Origin of the sequence: Cellulophaga sp. RHA19, assembly GCF_002813425.1 — a bacterium.
GTDB lineage: Bacteria > Bacteroidota > Bacteroidia > Flavobacteriales > Flavobacteriaceae > Cellulophaga.
This window is the reverse complement of the sequence record NZ_PHUL01000001.1, coordinates 244,498-258,621: the sequence shown is the minus strand read 5'-3', so window position 1 is coordinate 258,621 and position 14,124 is coordinate 244,498. Positions and strand designations below refer to the sequence as shown.

Here is a 14,124-nt window from a genome sequence, read left to right as displayed (position 1 = left end):
AGAATAAATTCTAAAGGCCGATTTTATATAAGTCGGTCTTTTTTATGCAATAATTTCTATGTAGCAGTAATAAATTGCAAATAAGCTTAGGAATAAAATACCTGCATACGTAAGTAGCTGTAGCCATTTTTTAGGTCTGTCTTCTTTAGCAACGTCGTTACTCATTACATTTTTTAAATTCATATAACCAACAACAGGAGCTACAATAAAAGATACAAAAGTAGCTAAGGCAACAACCTTACCCATATTAGAATTAAAAAAGATTATAACGGCTAAGTTTACAATGGTTAATACTATTACAGCTAAGGTAAAGTAAGATTTACTTTGTGGTTTTGTTTTTTCAGTTTTGGTAATTGGTGTGCTTTTTAGCTTCTGTATAACATCTATACTAACTCTTGCTATAGCATCGTGTGCTGTCATACAAGAGCTAAACATTGTGGCAAAAGCGGCTGTAGACACAAAAATAGTTGTCCACTCTCCAATATGTACCGTAAATAAGTTTATTAGCTGGTCTGCAAAACCAACAGCGCTACTACTCATTTTAGTATTTGTACCGTAAAGAGATAAGCAACCAATGGTCATAAAGAAAAAAGCAAGTATAGCTGTAACTATATATCCAAAGTTAAATTCTGATAATGCTTCTTTAAGATTTAGTTTTTTGTTTGTTAGTTTCTGCTTTTCAATAGTCCACATACTTAACCAGCTAGAGGTTTCTACCGCAGTAGGCATCCAACCTACTAAACCAATAATAAATAAAATACCAGCATTATTAAAAAGAGGCGTGGGTTTAAAGTTTGCTACCTCATCAACCTTTCCCTTAAAAACAACTACAATAGTGGTAACTAAAAGTGCAATTCCTAAAATAGATACTACAATTTTTAAAGACTTCTCTAAAAAAACATATTTACCAATAATTAATAGTGCAGATATAAAACTGAATAGTACAAGAGCAACAACAGTAATAGATACATTTGTAAGGTTAAAGAGGTTTATTAATAGACCAGATGTAACCAAGTATAAAGCTGCTAAAATGGTAAATGTAGATACTAATGTAATAAGTGCATAAAACCATAAATACCCTTTGCCACGGTTTAAATACCCTTGTATAAGTGTTTTGTTTGTTGCGTTGGTGTATCTAATTCCAAATTCAAAAAAAGGATATTTTAAAATGTTTGCTAGTACAATTGGTACCAACATAATCCAACCATATTGTGCACCAGCTTTAGTGGATAGCACAAGGTGAGATGTGCCAATTGCCATACTCGCAAAAAGTAATCCTGGACCTAAGTTTTTAAGTAAAGTTTTAATCTTTTGCATTACAGTGTAAGTACTATTCTATCGTTATTTTTTCTCCATAAAATTTAGGCTCTGTATTAAGTAGTAAATCTAAAAACACTTTAACACGTGCTAAATATTCTCTAGTCTGTACTTTTAAACCAGCTTTTCCTTTTAAATCTTTGGCATTAAAGCCAACGGTAGTGAGGCCTTTTTTTTCTGCAATATAAATAGCTCTTTCATTATGAAATTTTTGAGATATAACGGTAACCTTGTTAAGCTCAAAAATTACGTGCGCACGCACCATAGAATCTAATGTTCTAAAACCTGCGTAATCTAAAAATATTTTATCCTCTGGTATTCCTTGTTTTACAAGTTCTCTTTTAAAAGTATCTGGTTCGTTATAGTATTTAGTTCCATTATCACCGCTAACTAAAACAAAGTCTATTTTTTTTGCATTGTACAAAGCAACGGTTGCATTTATACGGTGTACGTAGTAAGGATTTGGACTACCGTTAACAAGCTTACTTGTTGTGCCTAAAACAACACCAACTTTATTGTAAGGAATAGCATCTACATTATAAAAAGTTTTGCCCTTAGCTGAGTTTGTAATAATATTATTAGAACAAAAAATTGCCAATAATGGCAATAGAACAAGTACAGAAATAGTTATGATAATTTTTTTCTTCATACAAGTTAAAGGTACAAAATAGAGCTATAGAATTGTTAAAAATAAAGTATTGTTAAAATATATTTTTAGTTTACATAATATTTTAACTTTATTGGCATAAAATGTGCTGTGTTTCTTGCAATTAAGAAAATATAGTTCAAAAACCATAAAACCACAACCCTTGAGAAAATTATTGTTTTATCTTTTGCCATTACTGTTAATTACTTCATGCGCCAGTATAGAAAAACACAATCATCAAATAACCAAGTTACATAGTGTAGATGAACTGCATAAAGATGTTGATGTAGCTTATAGAAAACTACAAAAATTACATCCTCAATTATACCTGTATACGCCAAAAAAGGAGTTAGATGCTAAGTTTTTGGCTTTAAAAAGTAGTATTACAAAACCAATGACTACTTATGCCTTTTATGAAAAATTGGCTCCTGTTGTAGTGGAGGTTAGACAAGGACACGCAGGTATTTCTGTACCAACAAAAAAATACACCCGTAAAGAAAATAAAGCTTTTAATAAACTTAAAAACGAATGGTCTTATTTAAGGTTTGAAAACGTAGAAGATGCTGTTTTGGTGAAGAATACACTAGGTGAAGATAGTACAATGGTAGGGAGCAGAGTGGTAAAGTTAGGAGATGATTCTATTGATGACTTGCTAAAAAGATACAAAACTTATTTTTCTTCAGATGGGTATAACACAACTTTTCATAATAAATATGCTGCGCAGAAACTAGCTAGATATTACTATCAAGATAAAGGAAGATTAGATAGTTTAGAGGTTACTTTTTCTAAAAATGATAGTTTATACACTAAAGTTTTTAGAAGAATACCAAGAGATTCTACAAGGTTTCCTAAACAAAAAAAAGATAGTTTAAAAGATAAAAAACCAATTAAAAAGACAAAAGAAGAACGTAAACTTGCTTCAAAAAAGTTAAAGAAAAAGTTAGAGAATTATCGTAAATACGGGTATAGTTATTCTGAAAAAAATAATAACAGAAATTTAGATTTTATAGGAGAAGATAGTACTGTTGCTTATATGAAAATTAGAAGCTTTAGTAGGGGTGACTATGAAGCTTTTTATGAAGAGGCTTTTAAAAAAATAGATTCTGCAAAAACTAAAGATTTAATTATAGACTTGCGAGATAATGGAGGTGGTAGGCTGGTAGAAATTCACGATTTATTTTCTTACTTAGCAAAAGAAGAATTTAAGTTTGTTGAAGAAGGAGAGGTAAACACAAGATACCCAATTATAAAGTCTTATATGTCTCGTAATAAAACAGCTTATGGAGCAGCATACAAGTCTTTATTTGTACCATTTGTATTTTTTAAAGAAGTTTTTAAAGCACGCAAAAAAAATGGCAAGTTGGTATATAAGTTTAAGGAAACTAAAGTAGCAGAGCCTAAAGAAAATAATTATAAAGGTAATGTGTACGTATTAATAAATGGCCGTTCTTTTTCTGCATCTTCTGTGTTTTCTAATGTTGTAAAAGCACGTAAAAGAGGAGTTATTGTTGGTGAGGAAACAGGAGGAGCATACAATAGTACTGTAGCAGGCCAAACAAAATTGGTAAGACTACCAAATTCTAAACTAATGCTATACTTTGGGTTAATGGTTTTAGAAACCCCTTATAAATCTAAAGTTGAAGGTTACGGTGTTAAACCAGATGTAACTATTACACCTACTTTAGAAGACCGCAAAAACAACTGTGACCCAGAGTTAGAATGGATTTTAGACGCTATTAATAAATAATTTTTTGGTTTAAGGCTTTATAAAACAGTTGTTCTACAACTGTAAACAAGCGTTTTGCAACATAAATTGTGCTTATTTTGATTAAGAGTTTAGTTTTGACAATAAATAACTAAACCAAAAACAAAATGAAAAAAATTGTATTATTAATTGTGTGTATCATTAGCGTAGCTAATTTGTCTGCCCAAGAAGGATTAAAAATAGGCATACAAGGCGGTATTCCTATAGATGATTTTACAGACAAGGTAAGCTTAATGGTTGCTGCTGATATAGGGCATATGTGGGCGTTAGGTGAAGTTGTAGATTTAGGTGTAACAGCTGGTTACATACACGGCTTTGCAGAAAAATATCATACAGGTACTATTACTAATGATTTACCAGATATTCAGTTTTTAAAAGCAGCTGCTTCTGTGCGTGTTTGGACATCTAATTCTTTTTCTTTTGGTGCAGATTTAGGTCAGGGTTTTGGACTTAACGATGGTAATGACGGTGGTTTTTATTACAGACCTCAAATAGGTTATTTAATGGGAGAGAGTACAGAACTTAACTTATCTTACACAGGTATACAATTAGGAAATAATACAGAGTGGTCTACCGTTTCTATAGGTATTATGCATACTATAAAAACAATAAAGAGATTCTAAATAAAAAATACAATATTTTAAAACACCTACATTATATCTAAATTGGTATAGCGTAGGTGTTTTTTATTTCTCCCATAACAAACGTACTATGTGTACTTCCTACACTTTTTACAGAGCCTAAACCATTTAAAACAAAGTCTTGGTAATGCAACATATCCTTTACTTGTACTTTAAGTAAAAAATCAAAATCACCAGATATATTGTAACACTCTGTTACTTCTTTTATAGACTTAATTTCTTTCACAAAATTATGTCCTATATCTTTTGTGTGCTGTTTTAGTTTAATGTTGCAAAATACAGTTAATCCTTTCTCTAACTTTTCAGCATCTAAAACGGCAACATATTTTTTAATAAATCCGTTTCTTTCTAACCTTTTTATTCTTTCAAATACTGGTGTAGTAGATAGGTTTACCTTATTTGCTAACTCTTTAGATGTTAAAGTAGAGTTTAATTGTAGTAAACGTAAAAGTTGTACATCTATCTTATCTAAGTTACTCATAGAAAATTTGTCTAAAAATTGATGATAAACAAATATAGAAAAGATTATTATTCTTTTTACTACATAAAGTGTAGTTCTTATTTCTAAATTTTAGGTGTTATTTAGCTGAAATATTTATTATTGTAAACTTTGCATAGAATAATAAATTTATAGTAATATGAAAACTAATGTTTTAGGTTACCCAAGAATTGGAGCTAAGAGAGAGTTAAAAAAAGTAAGCGAAAGATACTGGAAAGGAGCAGCTACTAAAACTGAATTAGTAGAAATGGGTAAGCAGTTAAAATTGTCTAACTGGAGGCTAATGCAACAAGCAGGTATAGACCTTATTCCGTCTAACGATTTTTCTTTTTATGATCAGGTTTTAGATGCTACCTTAACCTATGGTTGTATTCCTGCAAGATATCAGAAAATAAAAGAAAAAGAATCTAAGCTAGATCTGTATTTTGCAATGGCAAGAGGCTTACAAAATAATGAGTTTGATGTTACTGCTATGGAAATGACCAAGTGGTTTGATACCAACTACCATTATCTAGTACCAGAGTTTACAGCAAATCAGAAATTTGAATTATTCTCTTTAAAACCAATTAACGAGTTTAAAGAGGCATTAGCACATAATATTACTACCAAACCAGTAGTGTTAAGTCCGGTTACATATTTGCTTTTAGGGAAAGAAAAAGAAGAAGGTTTTAATAAAATAGATTTATTAGATGATCTTTTACCAGTTTTTTACAAGCTAATTGAAGGACTTGTAGATGCTGGTGCAACGCACATACAAATAGATGAGCCTTGTTTGGCTTTAGATATTACGGATAAGGACAGGGAGGCTATCAAAAAATTATATAAAGAGTTAGCAAGTAAGTTTTCTAGTTTAAAAATTATTTTAACTAGTTATTTTGATTGTTATGGCGATAACCTAGAAACAGTTTTACAATTGCCTGTACACGCTTTACATTTAGATTTGGTACGTTGTTCTTTACAGTTAGATGATGTTTTAGATGCAGCTAATTTTAAAAATGACAAAATACTTTCTTTAGGTTTAATTGACGGACGTAATATTTGGAAAACTAATTTTGAAGACACAATTGCGACTGTAAAAAAAGTTGAATCTAAAATAGGTATAGACAAAGTTTGGCTAGCAACATCTTGTTCTTTATTACACTCACCTTACGATTTAGATTTAGAACAGAATGAAGAAACCTTACCTGCAAGTGTAAAACAATGGTTGGCTTTTGCTAAACAAAAGGTAGACGAGTTGGTTACAATTAAAAAACTTGTAACAGGAGATACTAGTAAAGAGGTTGCTGCAAAATTATTAAACAACAACAGAGCGCATAGCACAAAAAAAGAGTCTTCAGTTATACATAATGCAGCGGTAAAAGCTAGGGTAAGTTTATTAACTGCAAATGATAGTGAGCGTAATGCTGAGTTTTTAACACGTCAAAAAATACAAAAAGATCAGTTAAAATTACCTGCATACCCAACAACAACTATAGGATCTTTTCCGCAAACAAAAGAGGTGAGGAGTTGGCGATCTAAATTAAAGAAAAAAGAACTTAGTTTAGATGCTTATAACGAACTTATTAAACAAGAGATTGAAGAAACCATACGTTTTCAGGAAAAAATAGGGTTAGATGTTCTAGTGCACGGAGAGTGTGAGCGTAATGATATGGTAGAGTATTTTGGAGAAAAACTAGAAGGGTTTGCAATCTCTAGTTTTGGTTGGGTGCAAAGTTATGGTAGTAGAGCTGTTAAGCCACCAATATTATTTGGAGACGTGTCTAGACCATCAGCAATAACCGTAAAATGGTCTGCTTATGCACAGTCTTTAAGCTCTAAATTTGTAAAAGGGATGCTTACTGGGCCAATTACTATTTTACAATGGTCTTTTGTGCGTAATGACCAAGCACGTTCTACAACCTGTAAGCAAATTGCCTTAGCTATAAGAGATGAGGTAGTAGATTTAGAGCAAGCTGGTATACAAGTAATACAGGTAGATGAACCTGCAATTAGAGAAGGCTTGCCTTTGCGAAAAGAGTATTGGAGTACCTATTTAAATTGGGCTGTAGAGAGTTTTAAAATAGCAACTTCTGGTGTAGCAGACAAAACACAAATACATACACATATGTGTTATTCTGAGTTTAATGATATTATAGAGCATATTACTAGTTTAGATGCAGACGTAATTACTATAGAAACATCTAGATCTAAAATGGATTTATTAAATGTTTTTGTAGACTTTAAATATCCTAATGAAATAGGACCTGGAGTTTATGACATACACTCGCCACGTGTACCTACTTTGTTAGAGATAGAAGAGTTATTAGTAAAAGCAAGTAAGTTACTGCCAACAGACAATATTTGGGTAAATCCGGATTGCGGATTAAAAACTAGAGATTGGCCAGAAACAAAAGCTGCTTTAGAGAATTTGGTGGCTGCTGCAAAAACAATGCGTTCTAAATTAGAAAAAGCATATTAAATTAAAAAAGCCTTTAGCGTATTTGCTAAAGGCTTTTTTTTAAGAATTAATTTTTTGCTAACAGCTCATTAATTACTTCTGTTAGTTTGCCTTGGTCTGTAATGTATTTTTCTAAGTTTACTATTTCTACCTTTCTAAAATCTACAGGATGACTTTCACTTTGTAAAGAGATGCTACCACTGGTTAATGGTTTGCCTTCTTTGGCTCCGTTTACAGGGTCTAGTTGAGGTTTTGTATAGCGCAGTACTTCTTCTCCATTTACATAGTGTACTATTAAAGAATCTCTTAAAACTAGAGCTTCAACACGTACCCACTGTTCTCCGTGATACGTTTTAGAGGTAGAGCTTGCACAGTGTTCTTGCTTTATTTCATTATTAAAAACATACTGCGTACCTGGTGTGCATATATTGGCTGTAGTACGCTCATCTTTACCATTGCCACCTAAAAGTTGTAGTTCTATAGAGTTAGGAAAATCTTGCTCTACAGACATTGTGTTTGGTGACTGTCCGTGTAGCATAATACCGCTATTTCTTGTAGCCCAACCTTCGCCACCTTTGGCTTGTTCACCAACAAATCTATATTCTACACCTATTAAATATGCGCTGTATGGCTTTTTATAAAATAAGTGTCCGTATTGCTGATTAAAATCTCCGTAGTTATTGTAGCGTACTTGTATGTTACCGTCTTTTACGCTAAATGTATTTGCGTAGTTGTCATTTAAAGGATGATTTCTAATTTTTATTTGCCAGCCTTTAAGGTCTTTACCATTAAAAAGCTGTTTCCATTTGGGTTTGTTGTTGTTACAACTGGTTAAAAAAAGCACGCAACTAAGTATAATTAGTGTACTATAGGTTTTGGTTTTCATATTTTGGTAGATTATTTGGATCTGCTAAAATATAAATTTACTAGACAGTTGTAATGTATATGATGTTAAATCTGTAGAAAAAACTTACAGTATTTATTTTGTATAAATGATATATGGTTTTTAAAATTAGGCAATGACCTTACCAGTCTATGTTTTTATCAATAAAAGTAATAAGACTTTTAGCCATATCTTCTTGCTCTTTTATAGATGGATGCCCAGGTGTATTTTTATAAGGCATAAAATGAGTATAAACATTTTTATCTGCTAATTTTGTTGCCGCTTTGCTAATAAAACTCATCCATTTAGAGTCTTCTTTTGTAGCATTCATAGCTCCTAAAGCACATATAATTTTAGCATTAGGATATTCTTTTCTTAGGCTAGTAATAAAGTTTTGGTAGGCAGTAACAAAAAAGTCGTCTTCTGGTTTTTTGTTCCCAAACCTATGTTTAAATTCTTCATTTTTTGGCATATTCACTATCCAAGAATCATTCTGAAATAAATTTACAACAACTATATCTGGCTGGTACAAAGAAAAATCCCATAAGCTGTTTTTATTATTAGGATTTAGCCTATTGTATAGCTCTGGCATTATTATGGGAAACCAGCTTACAGTAATTCCAATTCCGCTTTTGCAAATAGCTCTGTATTCGGCATTAAAATGTCTGGCTGTAATAGCAGCGTAACTTAAATAATTGTTGGTGTATGTACTATCTGGTCTGTCATTGCCAGTATAATCTTCAACAGCATAACCAGCAGTAATAGAGTTTCCGTAAAATTCAATTTTTCTGGTTTTAGGTGTGTCTTTTGGTAGTATTTTACCTTTTTTATTCAGTTTAAAACCAAAAAAGCTTGTTTTGCCTTTATCCCATTCTGTTCTTTTAAACAACTCTACAGTATGCTTTCCTTTTTTTAAATTACGGGCAAGTGTATAATAACGTTTTGTAGTATCTAATCGTAATAATTTAGTGCTGTCATTATCTACAAGAATATTATAGTAGTTTTCTCCTTTTTCATCTTGTAATAAGGCTTCTATATCGGAACCTTCAAAATTTAATTTTATAGATGTGCCAGACCAATGTAAATCTGTACTATCTGTCGCAGTAGTATCTACTCTTCCCCAATATGTAATGTCTTTGTTTGCATTGGTTATTAAGGTTCTTGAATTGGTTTTACAAGACGTTAAAAACAAAATTGCTAGAAAACAGGTATAAACTATATGTTTCATATTAAATACGTAAATAACTCACAAGTTAAAAAAACAAAACCACCTAAATGGTGGTTTGTATAAAAGTATAATAATGATCTGAATTTTTTAATCTTCAATTTCTTTACCAACCGCAAAAGGTTCTAAAGATTCGTTTATCACATTTTCTGTAATGTGGTTAATGTAGTTACTTAGGGTTTTTAAGGATACGCCAACAATAATTTCCATTATATTTTCTGGGGAAAAACCTGCATTGTAAAAAACCTCTAAATCGTTTTTAGAAACGTTACCTCTGGTCTCTGTAATTTTTTTGGTAATATTTACAAGTACATCTAACCTAGTGTCTTCTAGCTGTTTTTGTTTGCGTATAGCATTTAGGGTTTTAGATGCTACACCATTTGCTTTAGCGGCTCTAGTATGTGCAGCAGTACAATAATCACATTTGTTAACAACACTTGCAGCAAGTAATATTAGGTGTTGCTCACCAGCTGTAAAAGACGTAGTAGAAAATATTTTAAATAAACTGTTATACGCTTCTAAAGATGCAGGTGCGCCAGCCATATATTTAAACAAGTTAGGCACAGCTCCGTATTTTTGCTCTCCGTATTTTAAGAGTTCTTTAGATGCTTCTGGAGCGCTTTCTATGCTATGCTTTGTAAAATTTTTCATTTCTGCTAATTTTTAATTTTTAAAAAAGCAAAGGTATAGCCGTGTATAACAATTGGCAATGGACAAAGGTTCACTTTAAAGAACTTCTGTATTCTGTAGGTGTTTGCCCAGTTTTGCGTTTAAATACTTTACTAAAATAAAAATGATCTTCAAAGTTCATTTCAAAAGCAATTTCTTTAATGGTTTTATCTGTTTGTTTTAGCAATTGTTTGCCGTGTGTTATTTGCTTTTCTAATAAAACTTGACAAGGTGGTTGTAAATTATTTTTTTTAGCAAGTTTACTTAAATACTTAGGTTTTAAACCAAGTTCTTTTTCATAAAAAGAAATCTCGTGTTGTGTAATAAAGTGCTTATTTACTAATTCTGTAAAATGATCTAAAACATCCATTTACTATTTATTTTTTGATTTAATGTTATTTGTTATAGGGTAAATTATAGTTTTTGTTTGGCTTTAAGTACATAAATGTTCTATCTGCACTAATATAAAAATCAAACCTTTTTAAAAAATCAGTACCTAAAACACTCATACTTTGCCTAGCAATTGCGCCTTTAAAAAAGCCAATAGGGACATTTTTAAATGTAGTTTTGCCAACTTTAAATTTAGGCAAAATAGCCTTTTGTGTTTTTAGTACATTACCATAAGAGTCTTTAAGTTCTTTAGTGTCTGTTATTTTTAAAAGCGAATCTAATTTATTTGTTTTAGCAAAATCATCATCAAACAAAATAAAACCAGTATACCCAGAGTGAATTAAAAATGTGTTGGTATACTTTTTAGATTCAATACTACTTTCTCCGCCTAAAAACATAAATCCGTCTTTATAATTTAAAGGGATTTTTTTATACCCTTTTATTTTTTTAGGTATTGTTTTGTATACCGTTATTTTGTGGTTTGTAAAGCTAATATGTAGGGCTTTGCGCTTAAATAAACTAGGTCCAAATTTGCCATCTGTTCCTGGTCCTGAATTTTTATTTTCCCAAATAGGTAAATTTTCCCAATTAAAACTTCCTATTTGTAATGTGTTGCTATTGCTATGTCTAGACGTGCTTTTACCTCCCCAACTTTCTACAGTATCTTCTGTGTTCCATTGTACGCTAGTTACTTTTGTGGCGCTATCTTTAATTAAAGTTATAGATTCTGCTGCTGTATGTAGCATTAAACTAACAGTGTCTTTTTTATTTAAAATGGCCTGTACTGCAATGTTGTTTTTAGAAGTAAAAGTAAACGGAAAAGAACCAAGAAAGTTTGTTTCAATTTGTTGAGAAAAAGAATTAGCACAAACAAATACAATTAATAAAATGCATAGGCATAAGTTTTTAAGCATAGCTTTAATTGGTTAGGTATTAGAAAAACTAAAGTACACAAAAGTAAAAAGAGCAGTACTGTGGTTAGTGTTAATTTTAAAAAGAACAGTTTTGTTTAAAGAAAAAAAGCCTCTTCATTTTTTATTGAAGAGGCTTTTGTATTAAGAATTGTATGTTTAATTAACTATAAATTTTTTAGTTATAATTTTACTAGAGTCTTTAAAGCTCAAAAAGTAAATTCCTTTAGATAATTTACTTACATCTACAGTGTAAGGAGATGTTGTGTTAGTGTAATTTACAGTTTTAATTAAAAGTCCATTTACGTCCCTAATAAAAATCTCTTTAATTTGAGAATCTTTTTTATAATCTACTTGTAAAAAATTAGTAGTTGGATTAGGAAATAATTTTAAATTTTCTTGATCTACCTCTTTATTAAGACTATCTGTTTTAGTTTCTAATAAAGTTTTATTAGCAGATGCTGTACTTGTGTTTTCATTAATGGTTACAGTTACTATATCATTAAACTTAGCATCGTGTTTAATTTTTAATGTTAAAGTTTTAGTGCTTCCATCCCAATCTGAAGAAACCAGAGCATCATCAATATTAAGTGTTACCTTAGGTTTAGAGTCGCAATTAACTAGAATTTTAGTGTTTTCAATAGGGCTAGAAGCCACCTTAACGTCTGGTTTGTTTATTAAGTACTGTTGGTACTTATTAGAGTTAACAATTAAGGTAAGCTTGTCGCCTTCACTATTTAGTTTACTAACAATATAGGTGCTTATGTTAATACCACCTTTAATGCTATTTATAAAATTACTGTCTCCAAAATCTATATTGTAAGTTTGGTTATCTAAGTATTTTCTGCCTTCAACAGAATTAAGGATAATATATTTTTTGCCAGTTTTATTAACCCAAGCAGTACCTTTATGAGGTGCTTTTGCGTTAAAAGCATTATTAACCTTGGCTCCTGTATTAATATCGTCTAATTTTAATCTGGTTACTCGCCAGTCTGCAGCTCCACTAAATTTAGAAACAATAGGTATAATACCATATGTTCCTTGATTGTCTGGTATTACATCAGTTGCTATTTTTTCGTTATCGTATTTTGTAACCTTATGTGTTTTACTAAATAGCTCCTTATATTTTTGATAAATAGTTTTATAATCCTCTTTTTTTCTTGTACCGTGCTCCGCTGCAGTAATAAACTGCACCGCTTTTTTTGTATTGGCTTTTACTTGAGCTTTAGGAGTAATTAACTTTTCATCTACAATTTTTTCAAACAATTTGTATAGATGGTCTCTTCTGGCAGATCTCCTGTTTGCTGCATCATCATTTGTAGAGTTATCATTATCTCTAATTACAAACACGGTACCACCATTAGCAGCAGAATACAGCATTTCTTTACTCATTAAGGTAATTGGAGTATATGTATCTGTACTTTTGCTATTAACTAAAGGCCATACCTTTTTATTAATATTATGTGCAGAACGATTAAAATAGTTCTCTATCCAAGCTACTCTTTGTCCTATAACGTTGTCTAGCCATAAACCTTGCCAGTAGCCATCCATAACATGTTTAGCGTAAGAGCTATTGTTTTTTGTTCCCCATATAATGTGTTTACTGTATTTTTTTAGGTTATTGTAAACCTCAGAGTTTGTAAACATAGGAGAAAACTGTGCAGACACATAAGCTTTACTGTAGTAGTGTGTTGCATTCATAAAATAACCACCGTGTAATTCTGCTAACTTTAAAGACCTGTTAAAAAAAAGATTAGTTTCTTTATTAAACTCATCATCTTTTTCATAATACAGGACTAAATCTTCGGTTTCACCAGTAAAATTTCCAATACAATTTGGGTATTTACGATAAAACCAATCTTGTTCTGCTAAGGAGTATTGGTGAAAAATCATTGTTTTATATCCCCAGTCTTCAATTTTATTATATAGGTCTAAATATTCACCTACAGCATAGTTGTCTTCTATAAAACGCTCAGCGCCTTTAGATCTATCGTTTAAAACCACGGCAACGTGTTTGCGTTTATTTGCAGAAAAATCGTTTTTAGTAAAGCCGTCTTTATGCATGTTAGCAAAATAACTAGCATCATCATTATGTAGCTCTGCTGTATGTGCGTCTGCAATAACAAACAACGGATTGCTATCTGATATTTTATAACGCATTGGTTGTACCGACTTGTTTACCAATTTAAATTTCTTTTTAACAGACCACGGACTTGTTCTTTTTGTACCGCCTTTATCTACCTCGCACCTCATTCTCCAGTAATAAGTTCCAGGAGAAAAAATTTGATTAGGTATGTGTTGTGTGGTTCCGTGTTGCATTGACCACAATTTTAAATGTTTGCTATAAATAATAGAAGAGCTAGAGAAATCTTCTTCTTTAGAGATCTGAATTCTGTAAACAGCTGTTTGTTGTGCAAAAGGCTTTGGTTTAATATTGTCAAACCCACCAACACTTATAACATTATTTTTAATGATATTTCTAAAACTATTATCATTTGGGGCTATAAACCTAAATGAAAGTGCCTCTTTAGATATTTGCCAAGTTTCTCTTGGTGTAATTAATTCTGGAGCACTGCTAAAATTTTGGGCGCATAGGTAATTAGATTGTGTAAATAGTACTGTAATAAATACGAGTAGTAATTTTGATAACTTGTCATTTGATTTCATAGTAGTAATATTTGCAAGTATTAACTGTCAAATATAATGAGTTATCAGGTGAATTTCGTAAGAAAATGTTAAAT

The 14,124-nt window shown here is 31.1% G+C and carries 12 protein-coding genes; 3 read left to right on the top strand and 9 right to left on the bottom strand.

Annotated elements, in window-relative coordinates; genetic code table 11:
• Nucleotides 1–42 precede the first annotated feature (42 nt).
• Nucleotides 43–1,317 carry an NRAMP family divalent metal transporter gene (locus AX016_RS01155; RefSeq protein ID WP_100893852.1) on the bottom strand — a complete coding sequence of 425 codons (1,275 nt, stop codon included), beginning with the start codon at nucleotides 1,315–1,317 and terminating at the stop codon, nucleotides 43–45.
• A gap of 13 nt (nucleotides 1,318–1,330) precedes the next feature.
• Nucleotides 1,331–1,966 (bottom strand): SanA/YdcF family protein, encoded by a 636-nt coding sequence (locus AX016_RS01150; protein ID WP_100893851.1) that lies wholly within the window; start codon nucleotides 1,964–1,966, stop codon nucleotides 1,331–1,333.
• A gap of 184 nt (nucleotides 1,967–2,150) precedes the next feature.
• Here AX016_RS01150 and AX016_RS01145 point away from each other — a divergent pair, with 184 nt between their 5' ends.
• On the top strand, nucleotides 2,151–3,710 hold the full coding sequence (locus tag AX016_RS01145) for a S41 family peptidase (protein WP_100893850.1): 1,560 nt from the start codon (nucleotides 2,151–2,153) through the stop codon (nucleotides 3,708–3,710).
• Nucleotides 3,711–3,835: 125 nt separating this feature from the next.
• On the top strand, nucleotides 3,836–4,351 hold the full coding sequence (locus tag AX016_RS01140; RefSeq protein WP_100893849.1) for an outer membrane beta-barrel protein: 516 nt from the start codon (nucleotides 3,836–3,838) through the stop codon (nucleotides 4,349–4,351).
• Between the two features lie 37 nt (nucleotides 4,352–4,388).
• Here AX016_RS01140 and AX016_RS01135 read toward each other — a convergent pair whose 3' ends face one another.
• Nucleotides 4,389–4,850: an Lrp/AsnC family transcriptional regulator gene (locus AX016_RS01135; RefSeq protein ID WP_100893848.1), complete on the bottom strand. Its 462-nt coding sequence runs from the start codon at nucleotides 4,848–4,850 to the stop codon at nucleotides 4,389–4,391.
• Between the two features lie 157 nt (nucleotides 4,851–5,007).
• Here AX016_RS01135 and metE point away from each other — a divergent pair, with 157 nt between their 5' ends.
• Complete coding sequence (gene metE / locus AX016_RS01130; RefSeq protein WP_100893847.1) at nucleotides 5,008–7,326, top strand: 5-methyltetrahydropteroyltriglutamate--homocysteine S-methyltransferase; 2,319 nt, start codon at nucleotides 5,008–5,010, stop codon at nucleotides 7,324–7,326.
• Between the two features lie 46 nt (nucleotides 7,327–7,372).
• Here the strand turns inward: metE and AX016_RS01125 are convergent, their stop codons facing one another.
• The 6 genes from AX016_RS01125 to AX016_RS01100 form a co-directional block, all read right to left on the bottom strand.
• Complete coding sequence (locus AX016_RS01125; protein WP_100893846.1) at nucleotides 7,373–8,191, bottom strand: 3-keto-disaccharide hydrolase; 819 nt, start codon at nucleotides 8,189–8,191, stop codon at nucleotides 7,373–7,375.
• 139 nt (nucleotides 8,192–8,330) lie between these two features.
• Nucleotides 8,331–9,416 (bottom strand): SGNH/GDSL hydrolase family protein, encoded by a 1,086-nt coding sequence (locus AX016_RS01120; RefSeq protein WP_100893845.1) that lies wholly within the window; start codon nucleotides 9,414–9,416, stop codon nucleotides 8,331–8,333.
• Between the two features lie 87 nt (nucleotides 9,417–9,503).
• Nucleotides 9,504–10,064, bottom strand: a complete 561-nt coding sequence (locus AX016_RS01115; protein ID WP_100893844.1) for a carboxymuconolactone decarboxylase family protein — start codon at nucleotides 10,062–10,064, stop codon at nucleotides 9,504–9,506.
• A 70-nt stretch (nucleotides 10,065–10,134) separates the two neighbouring features.
• Complete coding sequence (locus tag AX016_RS01110) at nucleotides 10,135–10,452, bottom strand: helix-turn-helix transcriptional regulator (RefSeq protein ID WP_100893843.1); 318 nt, start codon at nucleotides 10,450–10,452, stop codon at nucleotides 10,135–10,137.
• Nucleotides 10,453–10,477: 25 nt separating this feature from the next.
• A complete protein-coding gene (locus tag AX016_RS01105) occupies nucleotides 10,478–11,386 on the bottom strand; it encodes a hypothetical protein (RefSeq protein ID WP_100893842.1) in 909 nt (302 codons plus the stop codon).
• A 156-nt stretch (nucleotides 11,387–11,542) separates the two neighbouring features.
• Nucleotides 11,543–14,050 carry a T9SS type A sorting domain-containing protein gene (locus AX016_RS01100; protein WP_100893841.1) on the bottom strand — a complete coding sequence of 836 codons (2,508 nt, stop codon included), beginning with the start codon at nucleotides 14,048–14,050 and terminating at the stop codon, nucleotides 11,543–11,545.
• Nucleotides 14,051–14,124: the final 74 nt, after the last annotated feature.

Bases quoted from the DNA above. Each gene is read 5' to 3' on its own strand.
- AX016_RS01155 (WP_100893852.1), bottom strand. From the start codon at position 1,317: ATGCAAAAGATTAAAACTTTACTTAAAAACTTAGGTCCAGGATTACTT.
- AX016_RS01150 (WP_100893851.1), bottom strand. From the start codon at position 1,966: ATGAAGAAAAAAATTATCATAACTATTTCTGTACTTGTTCTATTGCCA.
- AX016_RS01140 (WP_100893849.1), top strand. From the start codon at position 3,836: ATGAAAAAAATTGTATTATTAATTGTGTGTATCATTAGCGTAGCTAAT.
- AX016_RS01135 (WP_100893848.1), bottom strand. From the start codon at position 4,850: ATGAGTAACTTAGATAAGATAGATGTACAACTTTTACGTTTACTACAA.
- metE (WP_100893847.1), top strand. From the start codon at position 5,008: ATGAAAACTAATGTTTTAGGTTACCCAAGAATTGGAGCTAAGAGAGAG.
- AX016_RS01125 (WP_100893846.1), bottom strand. From the start codon at position 8,191: ATGAAAACCAAAACCTATAGTACACTAATTATACTTAGTTGCGTGCTT.
- AX016_RS01120 (WP_100893845.1), bottom strand. From the start codon at position 9,416: ATGAAACATATAGTTTATACCTGTTTTCTAGCAATTTTGTTTTTAACG.
- AX016_RS01115 (WP_100893844.1), bottom strand. From the start codon at position 10,064: ATGAAAAATTTTACAAAGCATAGCATAGAAAGCGCTCCAGAAGCATCT.
- AX016_RS01110 (WP_100893843.1), bottom strand. From the start codon at position 10,452: ATGGATGTTTTAGATCATTTTACAGAATTAGTAAATAAGCACTTTATT.
- AX016_RS01105 (WP_100893842.1), bottom strand. From the start codon at position 11,386: ATGCTTAAAAACTTATGCCTATGCATTTTATTAATTGTATTTGTTTGT.
- AX016_RS01100 (WP_100893841.1), bottom strand. From the start codon at position 14,050: ATGAAATCAAATGACAAGTTATCAAAATTACTACTCGTATTTATTACA.